The sequence below is a fragment of the Pseudomonas zhanjiangensis genome (assembly GCF_041027545.1).
GTDB classification, from domain to species: domain Bacteria; phylum Pseudomonadota; class Gammaproteobacteria; order Pseudomonadales; family Pseudomonadaceae; genus Aquipseudomonas; species Aquipseudomonas zhanjiangensis.
In genome coordinates, this window is record NZ_JBFTEG010000016.1 from 54573 (window position 1) to 77079 (window position 22507).

Annotated in this window: 23 protein-coding genes; 10 read left to right on the forward strand and 13 right to left on the reverse strand. The window is 64.9% G+C overall.

The window, feature by feature from the left end; genetic code table 11:
* Nucleotides 1-28 precede the first annotated feature (28 nt).
* Together typA and thiI are read right to left on the reverse strand one after the other, a co-directional pair.
* On the reverse strand, nt 29-1849 hold the full coding sequence (gene typA, locus AB5S05_RS17650; RefSeq protein WP_369288832.1) for a translational GTPase TypA: 1821 nt from the start codon (nt 1847-1849) through the stop codon (nt 29-31).
* Between the two features lie 129 nt (nt 1850-1978).
* The gene (gene thiI, locus AB5S05_RS17655; protein WP_369288833.1) at nt 1979-3433 is read right to left on the reverse strand and encodes a tRNA uracil 4-sulfurtransferase ThiI; all 1455 of its coding nucleotides are present in this window, start codon (nt 3431-3433) and stop codon (nt 1979-1981) included.
* Nucleotides 3434-3762: 329 nt separating this feature from the next.
* Between thiI and glnA the strand changes: the two genes are divergently transcribed.
* The 5 genes from glnA (at nt 3763) to ntrC (ending at nt 9205) form a co-directional block, all read left to right on the forward strand.
* Nucleotides 3763-5169, forward strand: a complete 1407-nt coding sequence (gene glnA, locus AB5S05_RS17660) for a glutamate--ammonia ligase (protein WP_369288834.1) — start codon at nt 3763-3765, stop codon at nt 5167-5169.
* A gap of 159 nt (nt 5170-5328) precedes the next feature.
* Complete coding sequence (locus AB5S05_RS17665) at nt 5329-5856, forward strand: DUF4124 domain-containing protein (RefSeq protein ID WP_369288835.1); 528 nt, start codon at nt 5329-5331, stop codon at nt 5854-5856.
* A 17-nt stretch (nt 5857-5873) separates the two neighbouring features.
* The gene (locus AB5S05_RS17670) at nt 5874-6494 is read left to right on the forward strand and encodes a DUF4124 domain-containing protein (protein WP_369288862.1); all 621 of its coding nucleotides are present in this window, start codon (nt 5874-5876) and stop codon (nt 6492-6494) included.
* Nucleotides 6495-6686: 192 nt separating this feature from the next.
* On the forward strand, nt 6687-7772 hold the full coding sequence (gene glnL / locus AB5S05_RS17675) for a nitrogen regulation protein NR(II) (protein ID WP_369288836.1): 1086 nt from the start codon (nt 6687-6689) through the stop codon (nt 7770-7772).
* On the forward strand, nt 7769-9205 hold the full coding sequence (ntrC, locus tag AB5S05_RS17680; RefSeq protein ID WP_369288837.1) for a nitrogen regulation protein NR(I): 1437 nt from the start codon (nt 7769-7771) through the stop codon (nt 9203-9205). The genes glnL and ntrC overlap by 4 nt, the downstream gene beginning before the upstream one ends.
* Nucleotides 9206-9475: 270 nt before the next feature.
* On the opposite strand, the gene AB5S05_RS17685 is transcribed toward ntrC, so the two are convergent.
* The gene (locus AB5S05_RS17685; RefSeq protein ID WP_369288838.1) at nt 9476-9916 is read right to left on the reverse strand and encodes a hypothetical protein; all 441 of its coding nucleotides are present in this window, start codon (nt 9914-9916) and stop codon (nt 9476-9478) included.
* Between AB5S05_RS17685 and trmL the strand changes: the two genes are divergently transcribed.
* Nucleotides 9915-10379 carry a tRNA (uridine(34)/cytosine(34)/5-carboxymethylaminomethyluridine(34)-2'-O)-methyltransferase TrmL gene (gene trmL, locus AB5S05_RS17690; RefSeq protein ID WP_369288839.1) on the forward strand — a complete coding sequence of 155 codons (465 nt, stop codon included), beginning with the start codon at nt 9915-9917 and terminating at the stop codon, nt 10377-10379. The genes AB5S05_RS17685 and trmL overlap by 2 nt on opposite strands.
* 63 nt (nt 10380-10442) lie before the next feature.
* Here the strand turns inward: trmL and secB are convergent, their stop codons facing one another.
* Genes secB through AB5S05_RS17705 form a run of 3 tightly spaced genes read right to left on the reverse strand, consistent with a single transcriptional unit; the run spans nt 10443 to nt 11643 of the window.
* Nucleotides 10443-10931, reverse strand: a complete 489-nt coding sequence (secB, locus tag AB5S05_RS17695) for a protein-export chaperone SecB (protein ID WP_369288840.1) — start codon at nt 10929-10931, stop codon at nt 10443-10445.
* Nucleotides 10932-10973: 42 nt separating this feature from the next.
* The gene (gene grxC / locus AB5S05_RS17700; RefSeq protein ID WP_369288841.1) at nt 10974-11228 is read right to left on the reverse strand and encodes a glutaredoxin 3; all 255 of its coding nucleotides are present in this window, start codon (nt 11226-11228) and stop codon (nt 10974-10976) included.
* A 1-nt stretch (nt 11229) separates the two neighbouring features.
* Nucleotides 11230-11643, reverse strand: a complete 414-nt coding sequence (locus tag AB5S05_RS17705) for a rhodanese-like domain-containing protein (RefSeq protein ID WP_369288842.1) — start codon at nt 11641-11643, stop codon at nt 11230-11232.
* Between the two features lie 141 nt (nt 11644-11784).
* Here AB5S05_RS17705 and gpmI point away from each other — a divergent pair, with 141 nt between their 5' ends.
* The 3 genes from gpmI to AB5S05_RS17720 all read left to right on the forward strand — a co-directional run bounded on the left by gpmI (nt 11785) and on the right by AB5S05_RS17720 (nt 16021).
* A complete protein-coding gene (gene gpmI, locus AB5S05_RS17710; RefSeq protein WP_369288843.1) occupies nt 11785-13320 on the forward strand; it encodes a 2,3-bisphosphoglycerate-independent phosphoglycerate mutase in 1536 nt (511 codons plus the stop codon).
* 117 nt (nt 13321-13437) lie between these two features.
* Nucleotides 13438-14682, forward strand: coding sequence for a murein hydrolase activator EnvC family protein (locus AB5S05_RS17715; protein ID WP_369288844.1), 1245 nt, complete (start codon nt 13438-13440; stop codon nt 14680-14682).
* A gap of 31 nt (nt 14683-14713) precedes the next feature.
* The gene (locus tag AB5S05_RS17720; protein WP_369288845.1) at nt 14714-16021 is read left to right on the forward strand and encodes a S41 family peptidase; all 1308 of its coding nucleotides are present in this window, start codon (nt 14714-14716) and stop codon (nt 16019-16021) included.
* Nucleotides 16022-16080: 59 nt separating this feature from the next.
* Here the strand turns inward: AB5S05_RS17720 and AB5S05_RS17725 are convergent, their stop codons facing one another.
* From AB5S05_RS17725 to hisB, 7 genes are all read right to left on the reverse strand, one after another.
* The gene (locus AB5S05_RS17725; RefSeq protein ID WP_369288846.1) at nt 16081-16836 is read right to left on the reverse strand and encodes a substrate-binding periplasmic protein; all 756 of its coding nucleotides are present in this window, start codon (nt 16834-16836) and stop codon (nt 16081-16083) included.
* Between the two features lie 132 nt (nt 16837-16968).
* Nucleotides 16969-17724 (reverse strand): substrate-binding periplasmic protein, encoded by a 756-nt coding sequence (locus tag AB5S05_RS17730; protein WP_369288847.1) that lies wholly within the window; start codon nt 17722-17724, stop codon nt 16969-16971.
* A gap of 242 nt (nt 17725-17966) precedes the next feature.
* Nucleotides 17967-18737 carry an imidazole glycerol phosphate synthase subunit HisF gene (gene hisF, locus AB5S05_RS17735; protein WP_369288848.1) on the reverse strand — a complete coding sequence of 257 codons (771 nt, stop codon included), beginning with the start codon at nt 18735-18737 and terminating at the stop codon, nt 17967-17969.
* Between the two features lie 150 nt (nt 18738-18887).
* A complete protein-coding gene (gene hisA / locus AB5S05_RS17740; protein WP_369288849.1) occupies nt 18888-19625 on the reverse strand; it encodes a 1-(5-phosphoribosyl)-5-[(5-phosphoribosylamino)methylideneamino]imidazole-4-carboxamide isomerase in 738 nt (245 codons plus the stop codon).
* 37 nt (nt 19626-19662) lie between these two features.
* Nucleotides 19663-19923, reverse strand: coding sequence for a DUF2164 domain-containing protein (locus AB5S05_RS17745; protein WP_369288850.1), 261 nt, complete (start codon nt 19921-19923; stop codon nt 19663-19665).
* Complete coding sequence (gene hisH / locus AB5S05_RS17750) at nt 19924-20562, reverse strand: imidazole glycerol phosphate synthase subunit HisH (RefSeq protein WP_369288851.1); 639 nt, start codon at nt 20560-20562, stop codon at nt 19924-19926.
* The gene (hisB, locus tag AB5S05_RS17755; protein WP_213639681.1) at nt 20563-21156 is read right to left on the reverse strand and encodes an imidazoleglycerol-phosphate dehydratase HisB; all 594 of its coding nucleotides are present in this window, start codon (nt 21154-21156) and stop codon (nt 20563-20565) included.
* Between the two features lie 190 nt (nt 21157-21346).
* Between hisB and AB5S05_RS17760 the strand changes: the two genes are divergently transcribed.
* On the forward strand, nt 21347-22453 hold the full coding sequence (locus AB5S05_RS17760) for an NAD(P)/FAD-dependent oxidoreductase (RefSeq protein WP_369288852.1): 1107 nt from the start codon (nt 21347-21349) through the stop codon (nt 22451-22453).
* Nucleotides 22454-22507: the final 54 nt, after the last annotated feature.

Genomic DNA, 22507 nt, shown 5'->3' on the forward strand with positions numbered 1-22507 from the left:
ACGGGGGTTTTTCATTCAGCCTGACGAATCAGACCTTGGCTTTCTTGGCCGCGCGGGTGCGCTCGCCTTCGTCCAGGATCTTCTTGCGCAGACGGATCGACTTCGGCGTGACTTCGCACAGCTCGTCGTCCTGGATGAACTCCAGGGCCTGCTCCAGGGTGAAACGAACCGGCGGCACCAGCGCGATGGTTTCGTCCTTACCCGAAGCACGCATGTTGTCGAGCTTCTTGCCCTTGGTGGGGTTCACGCCCAGGTCGTTGTCGCGGCTGTTCAGACCGACGATCTGACCGTTGTAGATTTCCTGGCCGTGCTCGACGAACAGCTTGCCGCGCGCCTGCAGGGTTTCCAGGGAATAGGTCAGGGCCTTGCCGGTATCGATCGAAACCAGTACGCCGTTCTGACGGCCGGACATGTGGCCGGACTTCATGACGTCGTAACGGTCGAAGATCGAGGTCAGGATGCCAGCACCGTTGGTCAGGGTCAGGAACTGGTTACGGAAACCGATCAGACCGCGAGCCGGGATGTTGTACTCCAGGCGAACACGGCCCTTGCCATCCGGCACCATGTTGCTCAGGTCGCCCTTGCGCAGGCCCATTTCTTCCATGACCTTGCCCTGAGCCTCTTCCGGGATGTCGATGGTGACGTTCTCGAACGGCTCATGCTTGACCCCGTCGACTTCACGGATGATCACTTCCGGACGGCCTACGCCCATCTCGAAGCCTTCGCGGCGCATGTTCTCGATCAGTACCGACAGGTGCAGCTCACCACGGCCGGAGACCTTGAACTTGTCGGCCGAGTCGCCTTCTTCGACGCGCAGGGCGACGTTGTACAGCAGCTCTTTGTCCAGACGCTCCTTGATATTGCGGCTGGTGACGAACTTGCCTTCCTTGCCGCAGAACGGCGAATCGTTGACCTGGAAGGTCATGGAAACGGTCGGCTCGTCGACGGTCAGCGGCTTCATCGCTTCGACGTTGTTGATGTCGCACAGGGTGTCGGAGATGAACAGCTCATCGAAGCCGCTGATGCAGACGATGTCGCCGGCGGTGGCTTCGTCGACGTCCACGCGGTGCAGGCCGTGGTGGCCCATCAGCTTGAGGATACGGCCGTTGCGCTTCTTGCCTTCGGTGTCGATGGCGACGACCGGGGTGTTCGGCTTGACGCGACCGCGGGCGATACGGCCAACGCCGATGATGCCCAGGAAGCTGTTGTAGTCCAGTGCCGAGATCTGCATCTGGAACGGGCCGTCGATGTCGACCTGAGGAGCCGGTACGTGGTCGACGATGGCCTGGTACAGCGGGGTCATGTCTTCGGCCATGGCGGTGTGGTCGAGACCGGCGATACCGTTCAGGGCCGAGGCGTAGACGACCTGGAAGTCCAGCTGCTCTTCGGTCGCGCCGAGGTTGTCGAACAGGTCGAAGATCTGATCCAGCACCCAGTCAGGACGGGCGCCCGGACGGTCGACCTTGTTGATCACCACGATCGGCTTCAGACCGGCTTCGAAGGCCTTCTTGGTCACGAAGCGGGTTTGCGGCATCGGGCCGTCTTGAGCGTCGACCAGCAGCAGTACGGAGTCGACCATCGACATCACGCGCTCGACTTCACCGCCGAAGTCGGCGTGGCCGGGGGTGTCGACGATGTTGATGCGGTACTCGTTCCAGCGGATGGCGGTGTTTTTCGCCAGGATGGTAATGCCGCGCTCTTTTTCCTGGTCGTTGGAGTCCATCACGCGCTCGTCGTTGAGCTCGCCGCGCTCCAGGGTGCCGGATTGACGCAGGAGTTTGTCTACCAGGGTGGTCTTACCGTGGTCGACGTGGGCGATGATGGCGATGTTACGTAGATTTTCGATCACTGTTGTATCTCGATCAGAGGATTCGGTGTGCCGCGTAGTCTAGGCGGCGAGTATGAAGAAACGGGGTATCAACTCGGCAGCCGGTCGGGGGGGCGATGACGGATGCTGCCGCCATTGAGCCCCGGGGTCTTATGTCGGACGATAAACGCGCACATTGGCATGCCCCTCGTTCAACAGGTGATGGGCATGCAGGCGACTCATCACGCCCTTGTCGCAATACAGCAGGTACTGGCGCGTGTCATCGAGCTCCTTGAACTTGCTGTTCAGGGCATAGAACGGCAGCGCCTGCACCTCGATGCCGGGCAGCTCCAGCGGCTCGTCCTCGGCGGCGTCGGGGTGACGGATATCGATGATTACCTGGCCGGCCAGAGCCTCGCCGACTTCCTCGACCTGCACGTCCTTGCCCAGCTCGTCGATCACCTTGTCGATCGGCAGCAGGGTGGCGCGCTCCAGGGCGCGCTCGAGGATCGCCATATCGAACTGTCGCTCTTCGTATTCGATACGCGCCGGCTTGGCCTTGGTGGTCGGGTTCACCGAGATCACCCCGCAGTATTCGGGCATGTGCTTGGCGAACTCGGCGGTGCCGATCTGGTAGGCGGTGTCGATGATGTCCTGCTTGTGGCTGGCGATCAGTGGGCGCAGCACCAGCTTGTCGGTGGCCGAGTCGATCACCGACAGGTTCGGCAGGGTCTGGCTCGACACCTGGCTGATCGCCTCGCCGGTGACCAGGGCATCGATCTGCAGCCTCTCGGCCATACGGGTGGCGGCGCGCAGCATCATGCGCTTGAGGATCACGCCCATCTGGCTGTTGTCGACCTTGCCGAGGATCTCGCCGAGGACTTCCTCGAAGGGCACGCTGATGAACAGCACGCGCTGCGAGCGGCCGAACTTCTGCCACAGGTAGTGGGCAACCTCCATCACCCCCAGCTCGTGGGCACGGCCACCGAGGTTGAAGAAACAGAAGTGGGTGATCAGGCCGCGGCGCATCATCTGATAGGCCGCCACGGTGGAATCGAAGCCGCCGGACATCAGCACTAGGGTCTGCTCCAGCGATCCCAGCGGGTAGCCGCCCAGGCCGTTGTGCTGGCGATGGACGATAAACAGGCGCTGGTCGCGAATCTCCATGCGCACCTCGACCTCGGGCTTCTTCAGGTCGATACCGGCGGCGCCGCACTGCTGGCGCAACTGGCTGCCGACGTAGCGTTCGACATCCATCGAGCTGAAACTGTGCTTGCCGCCGCGCTTGCAGCGCACCGCGAACACCTTGCCCGGCAGCTGGTCGGCGAAATGCAGCTTGCACTTGTCCAGCACATCGTCGAAATCGCCCAGCGGATACTCGTGGACTTCGAGGAACTGGCCAATGCCCGGCGTGCAGCGCAGCCGCTCGATCATCTCCTGCAGCAGCTTGGGCTGGTCGAGCGCGGTTTCCACCTCGAGGTTGTCCCAGACGCCACTGACCTGCAGCTGCGGGTCGAGGTCACGCAACACCAGGCGAATGTTCTTCGCCAACTGCCGGATGAAATGCTTGCGCACCGGCCGGCTCTTGATGGTGATTTCCGGGAAGACTTTAACAATCAGTTTCATGAAAACAGCGCGCGCCGAGGCAACCAAAAAACAGGGGCGCGGATTATAGCGGAAATTGTTCAAGCTTTGACCAAAAATCCCACAGACGGCGCACAGAGCACCGCAATGGTGCGCAGTCGAATTAAATTGACCCAACTTGGTGCAAATATTTCCCACGAAGCGCAGCGCAACCCCCGCCACGCCTGAGTTTCAGCACCTCAGCCCAACTCGGGGCACTGGCATGCAATTTGCTCCCTTGTGAGGCAGGTTGTCCTGGCGGACTATCCCGCCGGGCTTCACCGAACTATCGAGGGCTCACCGATCCGAGCCTTATCCATCTGGAGGACAGCATGTCGAAGTCGATTCAACTGATTAAAGAACACGACGTGAAGTGGGTTGACCTGCGCTTCACCGATACCAAGGGCAAGCAACACCACGTCACCATGCCCGCGCGCGACGCCCTGGACGAAGACTTCTTCGAGCACGGCAAGATGTTCGACGGCTCCTCCATCCACGGCTGGAAAGGCATCGAAGCCTCCGACATGATCCTCATGCCGGTCGACGACACCGCCGTGCTGGACCCGTTCACCGAAGAACCGACCCTGATCCTGGTCTGCGACATCGTCGAGCCGAGCACCATGCAGGGCTACGACCGCGACCCGCGCTCGATCGCCAAGCGCGCCGAGGAATTCCTCAAGTCCACCGGCATCGGCGACACCGTATTCGTCGGCCCGGAGCCTGAGTTCTTCATCTTCGACGAAGTGAAGTTCAAGTCCGACATCTCCGGCTCCATGTTCAAGATCTTCTCCGAGCAGGGTTCCTGGATGACCGACCAGGACGTCGAAGGCGGCAACAAGGGCCACCGCCCGGCAGTAAAAGGCGGCTACTTCCCGGTTCCGCCGTGCGACCACGACCACGAAATCCGTACCGCCATGTGTAACGCCATGGAAGAGATGGGTCTGGTCGTCGAAGTACACCACCACGAAGTGGCCACTGCCGGCCAGAACGAAATCGGCGTGAAGTTCAACACCCTGGTCGCCAAGGCTGACGAAGTTCAGACCCTGAAGTACTGCGTGCACAACGTCGCCGATGCCTACGGCAAGACCGCCACCTTCATGCCCAAGCCGCTGTACGGCGACAACGGCTCCGGAATGCACGTGCACATGTCCATCTCCAAAGATGGCAAGAACACCTTCTCCGGCGAAGGCTATGCCGGCCTGTCCGATACCGCCCTGTACTTCATCGGCGGCATCATCAAGCACGGCAAGGCGCTGAACGGCTTCACCAACCCGTCGACCAACTCCTACAAGCGTCTGGTCCCGGGCTTCGAAGCGCCGGTCATGCTGGCCTACTCGGCCCGCAACCGCTCCGCCTCGATCCGCATCCCGTACGTCGCCAGCCCGAAAGCCCGCCGCATCGAGGCGCGCTTCCCGGATCCGGCTGCCAACCCCTACCTGGCCTTCGCGGCCCTGCTGATGGCTGGCCTGGACGGCATCCAGAACAAGATCCACCCCGGCGATGCCGCCGACAAGAACCTGTACGATCTGCCGCCGGAAGAAGGCAAGCTGATCCCGCAGGTCTGCGGCAGCCTGAAGGAAGCCCTGGAAGAACTGGACAAGGGCCGCGCGTTCCTGACCAAGGGCGGCGTCTTCTCCGACGACTTCATCGATGCCTACATCGAGCTCAAGAGCGAAGAAGAAATCAAGGTGCGCACCTTCGTGCACCCGCTGGAATACGACCTGTACTACAGCGTCTAAGCCAGCCGATCGCCGCCTGGCGGCGTGATGCTCGAGGCCTCCCCGGCAGCCGCCTGGGAGGCCTTTTTTGTGGTCGGCAGTCACAGCCCGACGGCGGCGAACTTGCCAGCACCGCCCACCAGTGCAAGTCTAAGCAGCATACGTACCGGGAGAATGGCCATGCGCCGCCTACTGTCCTGCCTGCTGTTGTGCCTGGCCCTGCCGGCCGGCGCGCAGATATATAAATACACCGACGCCAACGGCAACACGGTGTTCACCAACCAGCCCCCCCAAGGCGTGCCGACCGAAAATATCGAGCTGGCGCCGACCAACAGCGTGCAGATGCAGGCACCGAGCACGCCGCCGCAGCCGAGCACAAACAGCGAGCAGGCCACGCCCTATCGCACCCTGCAATTGAGCGGTGTACCCGAAGACGGTGCCGTGCGCGCCAACGCCGGCGACTTCAGCGTCGCCGTACAACTGGACCCACCGCTGTCGCCCAGCCATCGCCTGCGCCTGCTGCTCGACGGCCAGCCCTACGACCAACCCAGCACCAGCACCCTGCGGCAACTGGAGAATATCGCCCGCGGCGAGCACAGCCTGGCAGTCGAGGTACTCAGTGGCGGCAAGTCGGTTCAACAAAGTGAGGCCATCACCTTCACGGTACAGCGCATAAGTCTGAACAGTCCTGCGCGGAGCGCGCCTTGAGCCCGACACCGAATAACCTGCGCCGCATATTGCTCTGCCTGCTCGTGCTCGCTCAGGGCGCCCTGGCCGAGGTCTACACCTACGTCGATGCCGCTGGCAATCGGGTGTTTACCGACAAGCCCGGGGTCGGCAATGCCCAGCGGGTGACCATCGCCCCATCCAACAGCATGAGCCTGAGCCCGCCCGGCCCGGCGCCCACTGCGCCGCCCAACGAAGCGCCCGCGCCCGCGCCGAGCTACCAGCTGCTGCGCATCCTGCTGCCGGAGCCCGACGCCAGCGTGCGCGACAGCGCCGGCAACCTGCTCGTCACCGCCATCAGCGAGCCGGGCCTGCACCCGGGGCACGGCTATCGCCTGCTGGTCGACGGCCAAGTCATTGGCGAGCCGGGCCGCAGCCCGGTGTTTACTCTGGAGAACCTCGATCGCGGCACCCACCAGCTGGCAGTGGAGATCGTCGACGCCCAGGGCCGCATCGTCGAGCGCACGCCGAGCCAGCCGCTGCACATGCTGCGCATTTCCCTGGCCCAGAAGCGTCAGGCCAATCCCTGCCGGAGGGACGACTACGGGGTCCGCCCCGAATGCCCACTGAAGGACAAGCCCGCGCAAAAGCGCGATATTCCCTTCGTCCCCTTCCTCTGATCCGGCCAGCGCACCACTTCGGTGCGCCATGACGGTCCCCGCGCTATAGTCTCCCCGTTTTGGTTCGCTCGCCCGCCCCAACGAGGAGCCGAAATACCGCTCAGGCCGCCTACTGGCGTGATCACGCGCGTCTTTTCGGGGCTTTGGTTTGCTTCTTGCATTTTTATTTCCATTGCCGGAAAGCCCTAGCCTATGACCATTAATGACGCACTGCACCGCCTGCTGCTCGACAACCTGACCACCGCGACCCTGCTGCTCAATGCCGAACTGCGCCTTGAGTACATGAACCCGGCGGCGGAGATGCTGCTGGCCGTGAGCGGCCAACGCAGCCATGGGCAGTTCATCAGCGAGCTGTTCACCGAGTCGGCCGAAGCCCTGGGGGCATTGAGCCAGGCCGTCGAACAGGCACACCCGTTCAACAAGCGCGAGGCGGTGCTGACCTCGGTCACCGGTCAGACCCTGACTGTCGATTACGCGGTGACGCCGATCATCAATCGCGGCCAGACCCTGCTGCTGCTGGAAGTGCACCCACGCGACCGCCTGCTGCGCATCACCAAGGAAGAGGCCCAGCTGTCCAAGCAGGAAACCACCAAGCTACTGGTGCGCGGCCTGGCCCACGAGATCAAGAACCCGCTCGGCGGCATTCGCGGCGCCGCCCAGCTGCTGGCCCGCGAACTGCCCGAAGAGAGCCTGCGCGACTACACCAACGTGATCATCGAAGAGGCCGATCGCCTGCGTAACCTGGTAGACCGCATGCTCGGCTCGAACAAGCTGCCGTCGCTGGCGATGACCAACGTGCACGAGGTGCTGGAACGGGTCGCCAGCCTGGTCGAGGCAGAAAGCCAGGGCGGCATCACCCTGGTGCGCGACTACGACCCGAGCATTCCCGACCTGATGATCGACCGCGAGCAGATGATCCAGGCCGTGCTCAACATAGTGCGCAACGCCATGCAGGCGATCGCCAGCCAGAACGAACTGCGCCTGGGCCGCATCACCCTGCGCACCCGCACCCTGCGCCAGTTCACCATCGGCCATACCCGTCACCGCCTGGTGGCCCGGGTGGAAATCATCGACAACGGCCCGGGCATCCCCGCCGAACTGCAGGACACCATCTTCTATCCCATGGTCAGCGGACGTGCCGAAGGCACCGGTCTTGGCCTGGCCATCACCCAGAACATCATTAGTCAGCACCAAGGTCTGATCGAGTGCGAGAGCCATCCTGGCCACACCCTGTTCTCGATCTTCCTGCCGCTGGAACAAGGAGTAACTCCGTCATGAGTCGCAGTGAAACCGTATGGATAGTCGACGACGACCGTTCCATCCGCTGGGTCCTGGAAAAAGCCCTGCAACAGGAGGGCATGAGTACCCAGAGTTTCGACAGCGCGGACGGCGTGCTCGGCCATCTCAGCCGCCAGCAGCCCGACGTGATCATCTCCGACATCCGCATGCCCGGCTCCAGCGGCCTGGATCTGCTGGCGCGGATTCGCGAGCTGTACCCACGCCTGCCGGTGATCATCATGACCGCGCATTCGGACCTGGACAGCGCCGTGGCCTCCTATCAGGGCGGCGCCTTCGAGTACCTGCCCAAACCCTTCGACATCGACGAAGCGGTGTCTTTGGTCAAGCGCGCCAACCAGCACGCTCAGGAGCAACAGAGCCTGGCCGCGCCGGTCGAACAACCGCGCACCCCGGAGATCATCGGCGAGGCGCCGGCTATGCAGGAGGTGTTCCGTGCCATCGGCCGCCTCTCCCACTCGAACATCACGGTACTGATCAACGGCGAGTCGGGCACCGGCAAGGAGCTGGTCGCCCACGCCCTGCACCGCCACAGCCCGCGCGCGGCCTCGCCCTTCATCGCCCTGAACATGGCGGCCATTCCCAAGGACCTGATGGAATCGGAGCTGTTCGGCCACGAGAAGGGCGCCTTCACCGGCGCCGCCAACCAGCGCCGCGGCCGCTTCGAGCAGGCCGACGGCGGCACCCTGTTCCTCGACGAGATCGGCGACATGCCGGCCGATACCCAGACCCGCCTGCTGCGGGTACTGGCCGACGGCGAGTTCTACCGGGTCGGCGGCCACACCCCGGTCAAGGTCGACGTGCGCATCATCGCCGCCACCCACCAGAACCTGGAAAACCTGGTGCAGGACGGCAAGTTCCGCGAGGACCTGTTCCACCGCCTGAACGTCATCCGCATTCACATCCCACGCCTGTCCGACCGCCGCGAGGACATTCCCACCCTGGCCCGGCACTTCCTGGCCCGCGCCGCGCTGGAGCTGGCGGTGGAGCCCAAGCTGCTGAAGAGCGAGACCGAGGACTATCTGCAGCAGCTGCCCTGGCCGGGCAACGTGCGTCAGCTGGAGAACACCTGCCGCTGGATCACGGTGATGGCCTCGGGTCGCGAGGTGCACATCGACGACCTGCCGCCGGAATTGCTCAACCAGCCGCAGGACAGCGCGCCGGCGAGCAACTGGGAGCAGGCCCTGCGCCAGTGGGCCGATACCGCCCTGGGCCGCGGCCAGTCGAACCTGCTCGACAGCGCGGTGCCGGCGTTCGAACGGATCATGATCGAGACGGCTCTCAAACACACCGCCGGCCGGCGCCGCGACGCCGCCCTGCTGCTGGGCTGGGGGCGCAACACCCTGACGCGCAAGATCAAGGAGCTGGGGATGAACGTCGACGGCGGCGAGGATGACGACAACGACGACGCCTGAAGCGTCCCCCGGCAAAGCAGAAGCGGGCCTCGTGCCCGCTTTTTCGTTTCCGGTCGAATGCGCCATATCGGCGCCCTGCCACAGCAGGATGCACTCAAGCAGTTCAGCCCTGCGGCAGCCGCGAGCAGCAACAACCCCTCACCGATTGGCTGCAGGCCCCGCCCTCACTGGGCTCCAGCAAAAAATTAAAAGTTGGCACGCGCCCTGCAGTGATTACAGCAATCCCAGTTTCGGGGACCTTGGTACAGGCAGGCCGGGGAATCCCCTCTTTTATTCGTAGACCAGGCTGAGCGTCAGCCGCCAGCGCCCGCCCTGCTCCTCGGCACGCCACTCGGCGCGCAGCGGGCGGGCCGCCACGATCCGCAACTCCAGCTCGCGCCGCTGGCGCCTAATTCGCCAATTGACCCGCTTGCCCTCCAGCCATAGCTGGCCTTCACGCTCGCGGCCAAAGCTCTCGACCCGCAGGATGACGGCGCCGGACAGCTGGCTGACGTGCACCCTCGGCTCGACATCGAACGCCAATGCCAGCCCGCCATCGAGCACCTCCACCGCCCTCAGCCACTGCGGGTCCGGCTGCAGCATGCGCCCGATCATCAGCCCGATCAGAAAGCCGAACAGCGCCAGGGAAGCGATCACCCGCACCCAGGGCCGCGCTCGCTCGCCGCTATCAGGAGTAGAATGCTGGCCGTCTTCAGGCCCGGAGCCGCGCATGTTTCACGTGATCCTCTTTCAACCGGAAATTCCGCCGAATACCGGCAACATTATCAGGCTCTGCGCCAACAGCGGCTGCGACCTGCACCTGATCGAACCCCTGGGTTTCGAGTTGGACGACAAGCGCCTGCGTCGCGCCGGACTCGACTACCACGAGTATGCGACCCTCAAGCGTCACCCCGACCTGGAGACCTGCCTGCAGAGCCTCGGCCAGCCCCGCGTATTCGCCTTCACCACCAAGGGCTCGCAGGCGTTTCATCAGGTCAGCTACCGCCCCGGCGATGCCTTCCTGTTCGGCCCGGAGAGTCGCGGCCTGCCCGCCGACATTCGCGATGCCCTGCCCGCCGAACAACGCCTGCGCCTGCCGATGCGCGAGGGTTGCCGCAGCCTCAACCTGTCCAATACCGTCGCCGTGGCGGTGTACGAGGCCTGGCGGCAACAGGGCTTTGCCATGGCCGAGTGAAGCGGCGACAGACGCGCACAAAAAAACGCCCCGTGGGGCGTTTTTTTGTGCGCGAGCGAACACTCAGTGGGTCGGCGCGGTTTCGGCCGGCTGCTGCTGCATGCGCTGCAGTTCCTGCGCGTAGAGCGCATCGAAGTTCACCGGCGCCAGCATCAGGGCCGGGAAGGAGCCACGCACCACCAGGCTGTCGAGGGTCTCGCGCGCGTAGGGGAACAGGATGTTCGGGCAGAAGGCGCCCAGGGTGTGGCTCATGGAGGCGGCGTCCAGGCCCTTGATCAGGAAGATGCCGGCCTGCTGCACCTCGGCGATGAAGGCGGTTTCCTCGCCGTTCTTCACGGTGACGGAGAGGGTCAGCACCACTTCGTGGAAGTCGCCATCGAGCGGCTTCTGCCGGGTATTGAGGTCAAGGGCAACACTCGGGGACCACTCCTGGCGGAAGATCTCCGGGCTCTTCGGCGCCTCGAAAGACAGGTCGCGGACATAGATGCGCTGCAGGGAAAACTGCGGAGTCTGTTCGCCCTGAGCGGCGCCGTTGCTAGCTTGTTCAGTCATGGCAAAGCCTTCTTGTCGTAGGTACTGATGGATAGGGGAGGGTTAAGCCTCGAGCAGCGCGTCCAGCCGGCCGGCGCGCTCCAAGGCATAGAGATCGTCGCAGCCACCGACATGGGTGTTGCCGATCCAGATCTGCGGCACCGAGGTGCGCTGCGCCTTGCGGGTCATCTCGGCACGCACGTCCGGCCTGCCGTCGACCTTGATTTCCTGGTAATCGACCCCCTTATGGCCAAGCAGTTGCTTGGCTCGCACGCAATAGGGGCACCAATCGCTGGAGTAGATGACGACGCTGGGCATGTCACTTCACAACCGGCAGGTTATCGCCGCGCCAGGTGGCGATGCCACCGGACAGCTTGGCCACGTCGAAGCCGGCCTTCTTCAGCTCGCGACTGACCGAACCGGCATGCTGGCCCATGGCATCGACCACGACCAGGGTCTTGCTCTTGTGCTTTTCCAGTTCGGCCATGCGGCTGGCCAGCTTCTCGTAGGGGATGTGCAGGGCACCGGTGATGTGGCCGGCGGAGTAATCCTTCTGCGCCCGTACATCGAGCACCACGCCCTGCTCGCTGTTGATCAGTGCGGTCAGCTCGCGGCTACTCAGGCTCTTGCCGCCCTTGTTCAGCTCGCTGGCGAGCAACAGGCCCAGCAGGACGACGAACGCTCCGCTCAGCGCATAGTGGTTGGTGACAAATTCAATCAAGTTGGCAAGCATTGTGCGGTTCCGGGACGGTAAAATGCCCGCCAGTATACACAGCCCCACAGATCGACCACAGCCCGCCCGGCGGTGACGGGGTCGGCAGCAGGCCGTAAAATGCCTGACCTTTTTTGCCTTCACAGACAGCGAGCCAGCTTTATGAGCGCCACGCCCAAGCCTTTGGTCCTGATCATCCTCGATGGCTTCGGCCACAGCGACAACCCCGAGTACAACGCCATCCACGCCGCCAACACGCCGGTCTACGACCGCCTGTGCGCCAGCCAGCCGCATGGCCTGATCTCAGGCAGCGGCATGGACGTCGGCCTGCCGGACGGGCAGATGGGCAACTCCGAGGTCGGCCACATGAACCTCGGCGCCGGCCGCGTGGTGTATCAGGACTTCACCCGGGTGACCAAGGCGATCCGCGACGGCGAGTTCTTCACCAACCCGGCGATCACCGCTGCGGTCGATCAGGCGGTGGGCGCAGGCAAGGCCGTGCACATCCTCGGCCTGCTCTCCGATGGCGGCGTGCACAGCCATCAACAGCATATCGCCGCCATGGCCGAACTGGCGGTTCGCCGCGGTGCCGACAAGGTCTACCTGCACGCCTTCCTCGACGGCCGCGACACCCCGCCGAAGAGCGCGCAATCCTCGATCGAGCTGCTCGACGCCACCTTCGCCAAGCTCGGCAAGGGCCGCATCGCCAGCCTGATCGGCCGCTATTTCGCCATGGACCGCGACAATCGCTGGGACCGGGTCGAGCAGGCCTACAACCTGATCGTCGACGGCCGGGCCCAGTACCATGCCGCCGACGCCAGCGCCGGCCTGCAGGCCGCCTATGCGCGCGGGGAGAGCGACGAGTTCGTCAAGGCCACCGCCCTCGGCGAACCGGTCAGGGTGGAGGACGGCGACGCCGTGGTGTTCATGAACTTCCGCGCCGACCGAGCCCGGGAACTGACCCGCGCCTTCGTCGAGCCCGGCTTCGCCGAGTTCGATCGGGTACGCGTGCCGCAACTGGCCGACTTCGTCATGCTCACCCAGTACGCGGCGAGCATCGCGGCGCCCAGCGCGTTCAAACCCGAGCCGCTGACCAACGTGCTCGGCGAATACCTGGCGAAGAATGGCAAGACCCAGTTGCGCATCGCCGAGACCGAGAAGTATGCCCACGTCACCTTCTTCTTCTCCGGCGGCCGCGAAGAGCCGTTCGAGGGCGAGGAGCGCATCCTGATTCCCTCGCCGAACGTCGCCACCTACGACCTGCAGCCGCAGATGAGCGCCCCCGAGGTGACCGACAGGATCGTCGAGGCCATCGAACAGCAGCGCTACGATGTGATCGTGGTCAACTACGCCAACGGCGACATGGTCGGTCATACCGGCGTGTTCGCCGCGGCGGTGCAGGCCGTGGAATGCCTGGACCAGTGCGTCGGCCGCATAGTCGCGGCCCTCGACAAGGTCGGCGGCGAGGCATTGATCACCGCCGACCACGGCAACGTCGAACAGATGGAAGACGCCTGCACGGGCCAGGCGCACACCGCCCATACCTGCGAGCCGGTGCCCTTCATCTATGTGGGCAAGCGCCAGGTCGCCCTGCGCGAAGGCGGCGTGCTGGCCGACGTGGCACCGACCATGCTGACCCTGATGGGCCTGCCGGTTCCCGCGGAAATGACCGGCCGCTCGATCATCGAGTTGCAGTGACCTCGGACAGGACGGCGCCAGCCGCCACGAAAGCGTGCCGGCGCCCCGCTGCCTGCAGCTTGCCGCCGCTTTTTTAGGCATACTAGGGGCGTCTTCCGCCCCGGTATGGCTGCTCCCATGTTTCGCGCCCTCTTCCTCATCCTGCTGACCACCGTGCTCGTCCCGGCCTTCGCCGACGAGAAAGCCGATGCTCAGAAGCAACTGGAGGCCGCCCGCAGCGATGTGGCCGAGCTGAAGAAGCTGCTGGAGAAGCTGCAGCAGGAGCAGTCGGGCGTGCAGCAGGACCTGCAGAAAACCGAACGCGAGATGGGCCAGCTGGAGCAGCAGGTCAAGAGCCTGCAGGGCGAAATGCAGGAAAGCGAGAAGGAGCTGCAGCGCCTCGACCAGGAGAAAAAAAAACTCCAGGGCGCGCGCCTTGAACAGCAGCGACTGATCGGCATCCAGGCCCGCGCCGCCTACCAGAGCGGTCGCCAGGAATACCTCAAGCTGCTGCTCAACCAGCAGAATCCGGAGAAGTTCTCCCGCACCCTGACCTATTACGACTACCTCAGCGAAGCGCGCATGGAGCAGCTGGCCACGTTCAACGAGACCCTGCGCCAGCTGAACAACGTCGAGCAGGACATCGCCCGCCAGCAAAGCCTGCTGCAGGAGCACAAGGCCAGCCTGGATCAGCAAGGCGCACAGCTGGCGAAGGTTCGCCAGCAGCGCCAGCAAGCCCTGGCCAAGCTCAATCAGGAATTCTCCGCCGGCGACCGCAAGCTCAAGGCACGCCAGCAGGACCAGGCCAAGCTCGCGCGCGTGCTGAAAACCATCGAGCAGACCCTCGCCCGCCAGGCCCGCGAAGCCGAACAGGCACGCCAGCGTGCCCTGCTGGCCGAGCGCGAGCGGCAGCCCGAGCACACCGGCACAGCCGCCGACAACGCCCCCCTGGTCAGTGCCGGGGCGAGCTATGGCGGCCCCTTCGCCAAGGCCCGCGGCAAACTGCCGTGGCCGGTCGACGGGCGCCTGGTGGCTCGCTACGGCACCCCGCGCGGCGGTGATGCGCGAACCAAATGGGATGGCGTGCTGATCGGCGCTCGAGCCGGCAGCCAGGTGCATGCCGTACACGGCGGCCGGGTGGTGTTCGCCGACTGGTTGCGCGGCGCCGGTCTTCTGGTCATTCTCGACCATGGCAACGGCTACCTGAGCCTGTACGGCCACAACCAGAGCCTGCTGAAGAACGCCGGCGACCTGGTCCGGGCCGGGGAAGCCATCGCCACCGTGGGCACCAGTGGTGGGCAAGCCACACCGGCGCTGTATTTCGCCATTCGCCAGCAGGGTCGCCCCAGCGATCCGGCACAATGGTGCCGTGCGCAAGGATAGGCGCCGCCACCTCTTGAGGAGTTAGTTCGACATGCCGCATCTGTTCCGCCTCACCTCCCTGGCCCTGGCTCTCACCCTGCTCGCCGGCGCCCCCCTGCTGCAGGCAGCCGAGGAGCCCGCCGCGGCCACGACGGCGCGTGACAAGGCACCCCTGCCGCTGGATGACCTGCGCACCTTCGCCGAGGTACTCGATCGCATCAAGGCCGCCTATGTCGAGCCGATCAGCGACAAGACCCTGCTGGAGAATGCGATCAAGGGCATGCTCAGCAACCTCGATCCGCACTCGGCCTACCTCGACGTCGACAACTTCCGCGAGCTGCAGGAAAGCACCAGCGGCGAGTTCGGCGGCCTGGGCATCGAAGTCGGCATGGAGGATGGCTTCGTCAAGGTGGTCTCGCCGATCGACGACACCCCGGCCTCGAAAGCCGGCATTCAGCCCGGCGACCTGATCGTCATGATCGATGGCCAGCCGACCAAGGGCCTGTCGATGCTCGAGGCCGTGGACAAGATGCGCGGCGACGCCGGCAGCAAGATCAAGCTGACCCTGGTGCGCGAGGGCGGCAAGCCATTCGAGGTGGAGCTGACCCGCGCGGTGATCAAGGTCAAGAGCGTAAAGAGCCAGATGCTGGACAAGGGCTACGGCTACATTCGCATCACCCAGTTCCAGGTCAACACCGGCGAGGATGTCGGCAAGGCACTCGACAAGTTGCGCAAGGAAAACGGCAAGAAGCTGCGCGGCCTGGTACTGGACCTGCGCAACAACCCCGGCGGCGTGCTGCAGGCGGCGGTCGAGGTTTCCGACCACTTCCTCAAGGAAGGCCTGATCGTCTACACCGAAGGGCGCATCGCCAACTCCGAACTGCGCTTCTCCGCCGATCCCCTCGACGCCAGCGAAGGCGTGCCGCTGGTGGTGCTGATCAACGGCGGCAGCGCCTCGGCCTCGGAGATCGTCGCCGGAGCCCTGCAGGACCACAAGCGTGCCGTGCTGATGGGCACCGAGAGCTTCGGCAAGGGCTCGGTGCAGACCGTGCTGCCGCTGAACAACGACCGCGCCCTGAAGCTCACCACCGCGCTCTACTATACCCCCAACGGCCGCTCGATCCAGGCCCAGGGCATAGTGCCGGACATCGAGGTGCAACGGGCCAAGCTGACCCGCGAACGGGACGACGAGAGCATCAAGGAAGCCGACCTGCAGGGCCACCTGGGCAACGGCAACGGCGGCGCGGACAAACCCAGCGGCAGCCAATCCGGCCGGCCGGCGCGCCTGCAGGATGAGGACTTCCAGCTGAGCCAGGCACTCAACCTGCTCAAGGGCCTGAACATCACCCGCGGCGAATAGCCCGGCCAACAAAAAACCCGGCGCCAGGCCGGGTTTTTCTTGCGCGCTCGCCGCCGGGGCTAGAGGTAGCTGTTGGTCATGTCATCGACGAAACCTTCGCTGCGCAGCTCGTCCAGCGCCTTCTGCAAACGCTCGACCACCTCGTCCGGGGTGTCCTTGTTCAGCGCCAGGTAGAGCTCGGCCTCGTTGAAACGCAGCACCGTATTGAGGCCGCTGACGCCCTCCTGCTTGGCCAGGTAACGGCCGACCGGATCGGTGGTGGCCCACAGATCGATCTGACCCTTGAGCAGCTTCTGCACGTTCTGCTGGTCGCGCAGGGCGTTGACTGGCGCCAGCCCCTGGCTTTCCAGATGCTGGCTGACCGCATCGTTCTTGTAGGCGCCGATCTTGTATTGCCCCGCCTCTTTCAGGCTGGCCAGGTTGAGGTTGTTGCCGGGTGCCGAGAGCAGCACCCAGCCGGTCTTGGCGATGGGCCCGACCCACTTGAACAGGGGCTGGCGTTCGGCGGTGAAGGTGGTGGAAAACAGGCCGTAGTTGGGCTTGTCCAGGGTCAGGCGGTACAGGCGGTCCCAGGGAAAGCGCAGGGTCAGGCTGTAGTCGATCTTGGCGCGCTTGAACATGGCCCGCACGATCTCGGCGCTGATGCCATCGATGCCGTCGTCGCGGGCGAAGTTCTTGTCGTCGACCGCCATGTTGAACGGCGGGAAGTTCTCGGTCAGCAGCACCACCCGGTAGCCATAGGGCAGCTCGGCATGGGCCGAGCAGGCGCCGAGGATGAGACCGAACAACAGACTGGCTTTCAGCAATTTCAACATAGTGCTCCCCGCTTGCATGAATTGTGATTATGGCTAGCGGCGTCCTTGCTCGGACGGGCGCCGGGTGACGCTGGCGCTTGGGCCCTTGACCTTCCGTGGTGACGGGCCGCCTGTCGCGCGGCCCGCAGGGCCTTACAGGTAATTGTTGAGGATATCGTCGACGAAACCTTCGCCGCGCATCTTGTCCAGTTCGCCCTGCAATTTCTCGACCACCTCGTCCGGCACCTCCTTGTTGAGGGCCAGGTACAGCTGGGCCGTATCGAAACGCAGCACTGTCTTCAGGCCGGAGATGCCCTCCTGCTTGGCCAGGTAGCGCCCCGCCGGATCGCCGGTGGCCCACAGGTCGATCTGCCCGGCCATCAGCTTCTTGGCGTTGAGCTGGTCGCGCAGAGCGGTGAGCGGCGTCAGCCCCTGCTGCTCGAGGTGCGCGGCGATGGCGTCGCCCTTGTAGGCACCGACCCGGTACTGCGAGGCCTCGGCCAGGCTGTTCAGGATGATGGGGCTGTCGCCCCTGGCCAGCAGCACCCAGTCATCCGGCCCGATCGGCCCGACCCACTTGAACAGCGTCTCGCGCTCGGGCAGGCGGGCGGTGACGAACACCCCGTAGCCGGGCTTTTCCAGCGCCAGCTTGTAGATGCGATCCCAGGGGAAGCGCAGAGTCAGGTTGTACTGGATGCCGGCGCGTTTGAACATCTCGCGCACGATGTCCACGGCGATGCCGTCGAGATTGTCTTCCTGAGCGAAGTTCTTGCCGTTGATCGCCATGTTGTAGGGCGGGAAGTTTTCCGTCAGCAGAACCATGCGGTAATTGGCATCCACTTCGGCGCGGGCACTGCCGGCCAGCACCACAAGGGTGCCGGCCAACGCAAACAGCAGGCGTTTGAACATGAGCGTCTCTTTATTATCGAAGGTGGCGGGTTGCCGCAGAATACTCAGGCCGGTCACCCGAGCCCAGCACCGGACGGGCGAGAGCCGACCACTCAGTCCGTATCTGGACCGGGAATGACGCATATCTGTATCTATGCTTGCCCGCGACTCTAGCCAATTGCCGCGGGCAATGCTGCCGACTCGATCCCAGCTTCTGCCGACTGCAGTGTTGGCTGACGGCAGCTTCGGCCGACCGTGGCGGTTCAGCGCACCACGATGCCGCGGCTGGCCAGGTAGGCCTTGGCTTCCGGCACCGTGTACTCGCCGAAGTGGAAGATGCTGGCGGCCAGCACCGCGTCGGCCTTGCCTTCGAGAATGCCGGCGGCCAGGTGCTCGAGGTTGCCCACGCCACCGGAGGCGATCACCGGGATGCCCACCGCTTCGCTGATGGCGCGGGTCACGCCCAGGTCGTAGCCGCTCTTGACCCCGTCCTGGTCCATGCTGGTCAGGAGGATCTCACCGGCGCCGAGGTCTTCCATCTTCTTGGCCCAGAGCACGGCATCCAGGCCGGTCGGCTTGCGCCCGCCGTGGGTGAAGATCTCCCAGCGGGGCGTCTCGCCGGGCAGCGAGACCTTCTTCGCATCGATGGCCACCACGATGCACTGCGAGCCGAAGCGCGAAGCGGCCTCGCCGACGAACTCGGGAGTGAAGACCGCGGCGGTGTTGATCGAGACCTTGTCCGCCCCGGCGTTGAGCAGGTTGCGGATGTCCTGCACCGTCCTGACCCCGCCGCCCACTGTGAGTGGGATAAACACCTGGCTGGCCATGCGCTCGACCGTGTGCAGGGTGGTGTCGCGGCCGTCGACGCTGGCGGTGATATCGAGGAAGGTGATCTCGTCGGCGCCCTGCTCGTCGTAGCGCCGAGCGATCTCCACCGGATCGCCGGCGTCGCGGATGTTCTCGAACTGCACGCCCTTGACCACGCGGCCGTTATCCACGTCGAGGCAGGGGATGATGCGTTTGGCCAGTGCCATGCTGAAACCCTCTTTATCCGGCTGCGCCGCAGATCTGCGGCGTTGCGTGGTGCTCGCTCCGCGCCGTACTTCTGTACTGCCTCGTCGCTGCGCGCCACGCGCCTTGCGTCTGAAGCGGCTCGCTCGGTTAGCGAGGGCTTCAGCGCATCTTTAACCTTTGTAGTTGTCGCAGAAGGCCTGGGCCTCGGCCACGTCCAGGGTGCCTTCGTAGATCGCCCGGCCGGTGATGGCGCCGATGATCCCCGGCGCCTTGGCGGCCAGCAGCTTGTCGATATCGCCGAGGTTGTGGATGCCGCCGGAGGCGATCACCGGAATCCGGCTGGCGGCGGCCAGGGCCGCGGTGGCCTCGACGTTGCAGCCCTGCATCATGCCGTCTTTGGCGATGTCGGTGTAGACGATCGCAGACACGCCATCGGCCTCGAAGCGCCTGGCCAGGTCGACCGCCTGCACCGAGCTGACCTCGGCCCAGCCGTCGGTGGCGACGAAGCCGTCCTTGGCGTCCAGGCCGACGATCACCTTGCCGGGGAAGGCCTTGCAGGCCTCGGCGACGAACTCCGGCTGCTTGACCGCCTTGGTGCCGATGATCACGTAGCTGACCCCGGCCTTGACGTAATGCTCGATGGTTTCCAGCGAGCGGATGCCGCCGCCGATCTGGATCGGCAGGTTCGGGTAGCGCTTGGCGATCGCGGTGACCACCTCGCCGTTGACCGGCTGGCCCTCGAAGGCACCATTGAGGTCGACCAGGTGCAGCCGGCGGCAGCCGCCCTCGACCCACTTGGCGGCCATGCTCACCGGGTCATCGGAAAACACCGTGGAATCTTCCATGCGGCCCTGGCGCAGGCGCACGCAGGCGCCGTCTTTCAGATCGATAGCGGGAATAATCAGCATCGGTTGAACCTGTTCAAGTCGTTGGATTCTGTGAGGGTCAGCTCTTCTCGAGCGCCCAGAGGTCGCTTTCGATGCTGTCGAAACGATCCCTGAGCACCGTCTGCACATCGAAAACCGCCTTGTTGTAGTAGTGCGGGGCAATCTCGCGGCTGAACAGATCCAGCACTTCCTGCGCCTCGAACGAGCCCAGCTCGAGCTCGAAACGCTCCTCCAGGAAGCGCTTGATCAGCTGCACCGCCGCCTGCTCCTGGGCTGCATCGAGACTCAGGATCGGCGCCTTGCCCTTGCCGCGGCTCATCTACCAGCGGCCATCCCAGGCGGCGAAGTTCTGCAACAGTTGCAGGCCGTGGGTGTGGCTCTTCTCCGGGTGGAACTGCACGGCGAAGCGCGAACCATCGGCCAGCGCCGCGGCGAAATCCTGGCCGTAGTGGCCACGGCCAACCACCTGCTGGGCCTTGCCGGCCTCGACGTAGTAGCTGTGCACGAAGTAGAAGCGCGCGCGATCGGGAATGTCATGCCACAGCGGGTGCTTGATCGTCTGGATGACCTCGTTCCAGCCCATGTGCGGCACCTTGAGCTGCTCGCCGTCCTCGACCATGCCCTTGCCGAAGAAACGCACCTGGCCGGGGAACAGGCCGATGCAGTCGACCCCGTCGTTCTCCTCGCTGCGCTCGAGCAAGGCCTGCATGCCGACGCAGATGCCGAGGAAGGGGCGGTCCTGGCTGACCTCGCGCACCAGCTCATCGAAACCCAGGCGGCGGATCTCGGCCATGCAGTCGCGGATCGCGCCAACCCCGGGGAACACCACCCGGTCGGCCTCGCGGATCACCTGGGCGTCGCTGGTCACCAGCACCCGGCCGGCGCCGACGTGCTCCAGCGCCTTGGCCACCGAGTGCAGGTTGCCCATGCCGTAGTCGATTACTGCGACCGTCTGCATTTACAGCACACCCTTGGTCGACGGCATCTGCCCGGCCATCCGCGGATCCAGCTCCACCGCCATGCGCAGGGCGCGGCCGAAGGCCTTGAACACCGTCTCGATCTGGTGGTGAGTGTTGCTACCGCGCAGGTTGTCGATGTGCAGAGACACCAGGGCGTGATTGACGAAGCCCTGGAAGAACTCCTGGAACAGATCGACATCGAAGCCGCCGACCACCGCACGGGTGAAGGGCACATGCATCTGCAGGCCGGGACGGCCGGAGAAGTCGATCACCACGCGCGACAGCGCCTCGTCCAGCGGCACGTAGGAATGGCCGTAGCGGGTCATACCTTTCTTGTCGCCGATGGCCTTGGTGAAGGCCTGACCGAGGGTGATGCCGACGTCTTCGACGGTGTGGTGGTCATCGATATGCAGATCGCCCTTGCACTCGATATCCAGGTCGATCAGGCCGTGGCGGGCGATCTGGTCGAGCATGTGCTCGAGGAAGGGGACGCCGATGTCGAAGCGTGCCTTGCCAGTACCATCCAGGTTGATCGAGACCTTGATCTGGGTCTCCAGGGTGTTGCGCTCGACGAATGCCGTACGTTCGGCCATCACCTGCTCCGCGAAATCGTTGTGCAAAAGGGCCGACATTATAGGCGCCCCAGGGCCGGGGCGGCTACCGGCGGCCGATTGTTGGCGTGCAGCCGCGGCTCTGGCCGGCCTGGCGTTCTTGATATGCTGGTCCGACTGACGTCAGCCCAGCGCGCAGACGCCCATCGACTCCGCCGGAAGCCATCAGACCATGGACAGCATCGACACCCTGATCATCGGCGCCGGCGCCCTCGGCCTGGCCTGCGCCGCCCGCCTGGCCGGCCCCGGACAGAGCACGCTGATCGTCGAGGCGGAGCCGCTGATCGGCAGCCACAGCTCCAGCCGCAACTCCGAGGTGATCCACGCCGGCCTCTACTACCCGCCCGGTTCGCTCAAGGCCGAGCTGTGCCTGGAGGGCCGCGAGCGCCTGTATGCCTGGTGCGCCGAACACCGGGTGGCGCACCGACGCATCGGCAAGCTGCTGGTGGCGGTCAGCGAGGCCGAACGCGCCAGGCTCGAGGCCCTCGACGAGAACGCCCGGGCCTGTGGAGTGAACGACCTGCAACCACAGAGTCGCGCCCAGCTCCGGCAGCTGGAGCCCGCGGTGCACGGGGTTGCCGCGCTGCTGTCGCCGAGCACCGGGATCATCGACAGCCACGGTTTCCTCCTCTCGCTGCTCGCCGCCGCCGAGCGCCAGGGCGCACAACTGGTGTTGCAGACCCGCGTCGAGCGCCTCGAGCCCTGCGCCGATGGCTGGCTCGCCAGCGGCAGCAGCGCCGGCGAGCCCTTCCAGCTCAAGGCCCAGCGGGTGGTCAATGCCGCCGGCCTGTTCGCCCAGCAACTGGCGCAACACACCACCGGCCTCGCCAGCGCGCGGATCCCGCAGCTGCACCTGTGCCAGGGCCGCTACTTCGGCTACAGCGGGCGCTCTCCGTTCCAGCGGCTGATATACCCGCTGCCGCAGGCCAACACCACCGGCCTGGGCATCCATGCCACCCTGGACCTGGCCGGCCAGCTGCGCTTCGGCCCCGATACCCACTACCTGGACAGCATCGACTACCGGGTCGACGAGCAGCTGCGCGAGCCCTTCGCCGCCGCCATTGGCCGCTATTACCCGGGGCTCAACCCCAGCCGCCTGGTGCCCGGCTACAGTGGTATCCGGGCCAAGCTCAGCGGCCCCGGGGAACCGCCCGGCGACTTCGTGATCCAACCCGGCGCCACCCTCGGTCTACCCGGCCTGGTCAACCTGTTCGGCATCGAATCGCCGGGGCTGACCGCCAGCCTGGCCATAGCCGAACGCGTCGCCCGCCTGCTGTAGCACAGTCGGCGTTATACTTTCCCGCTCCCTCTTCCAGCCATTCACAACAAGGAC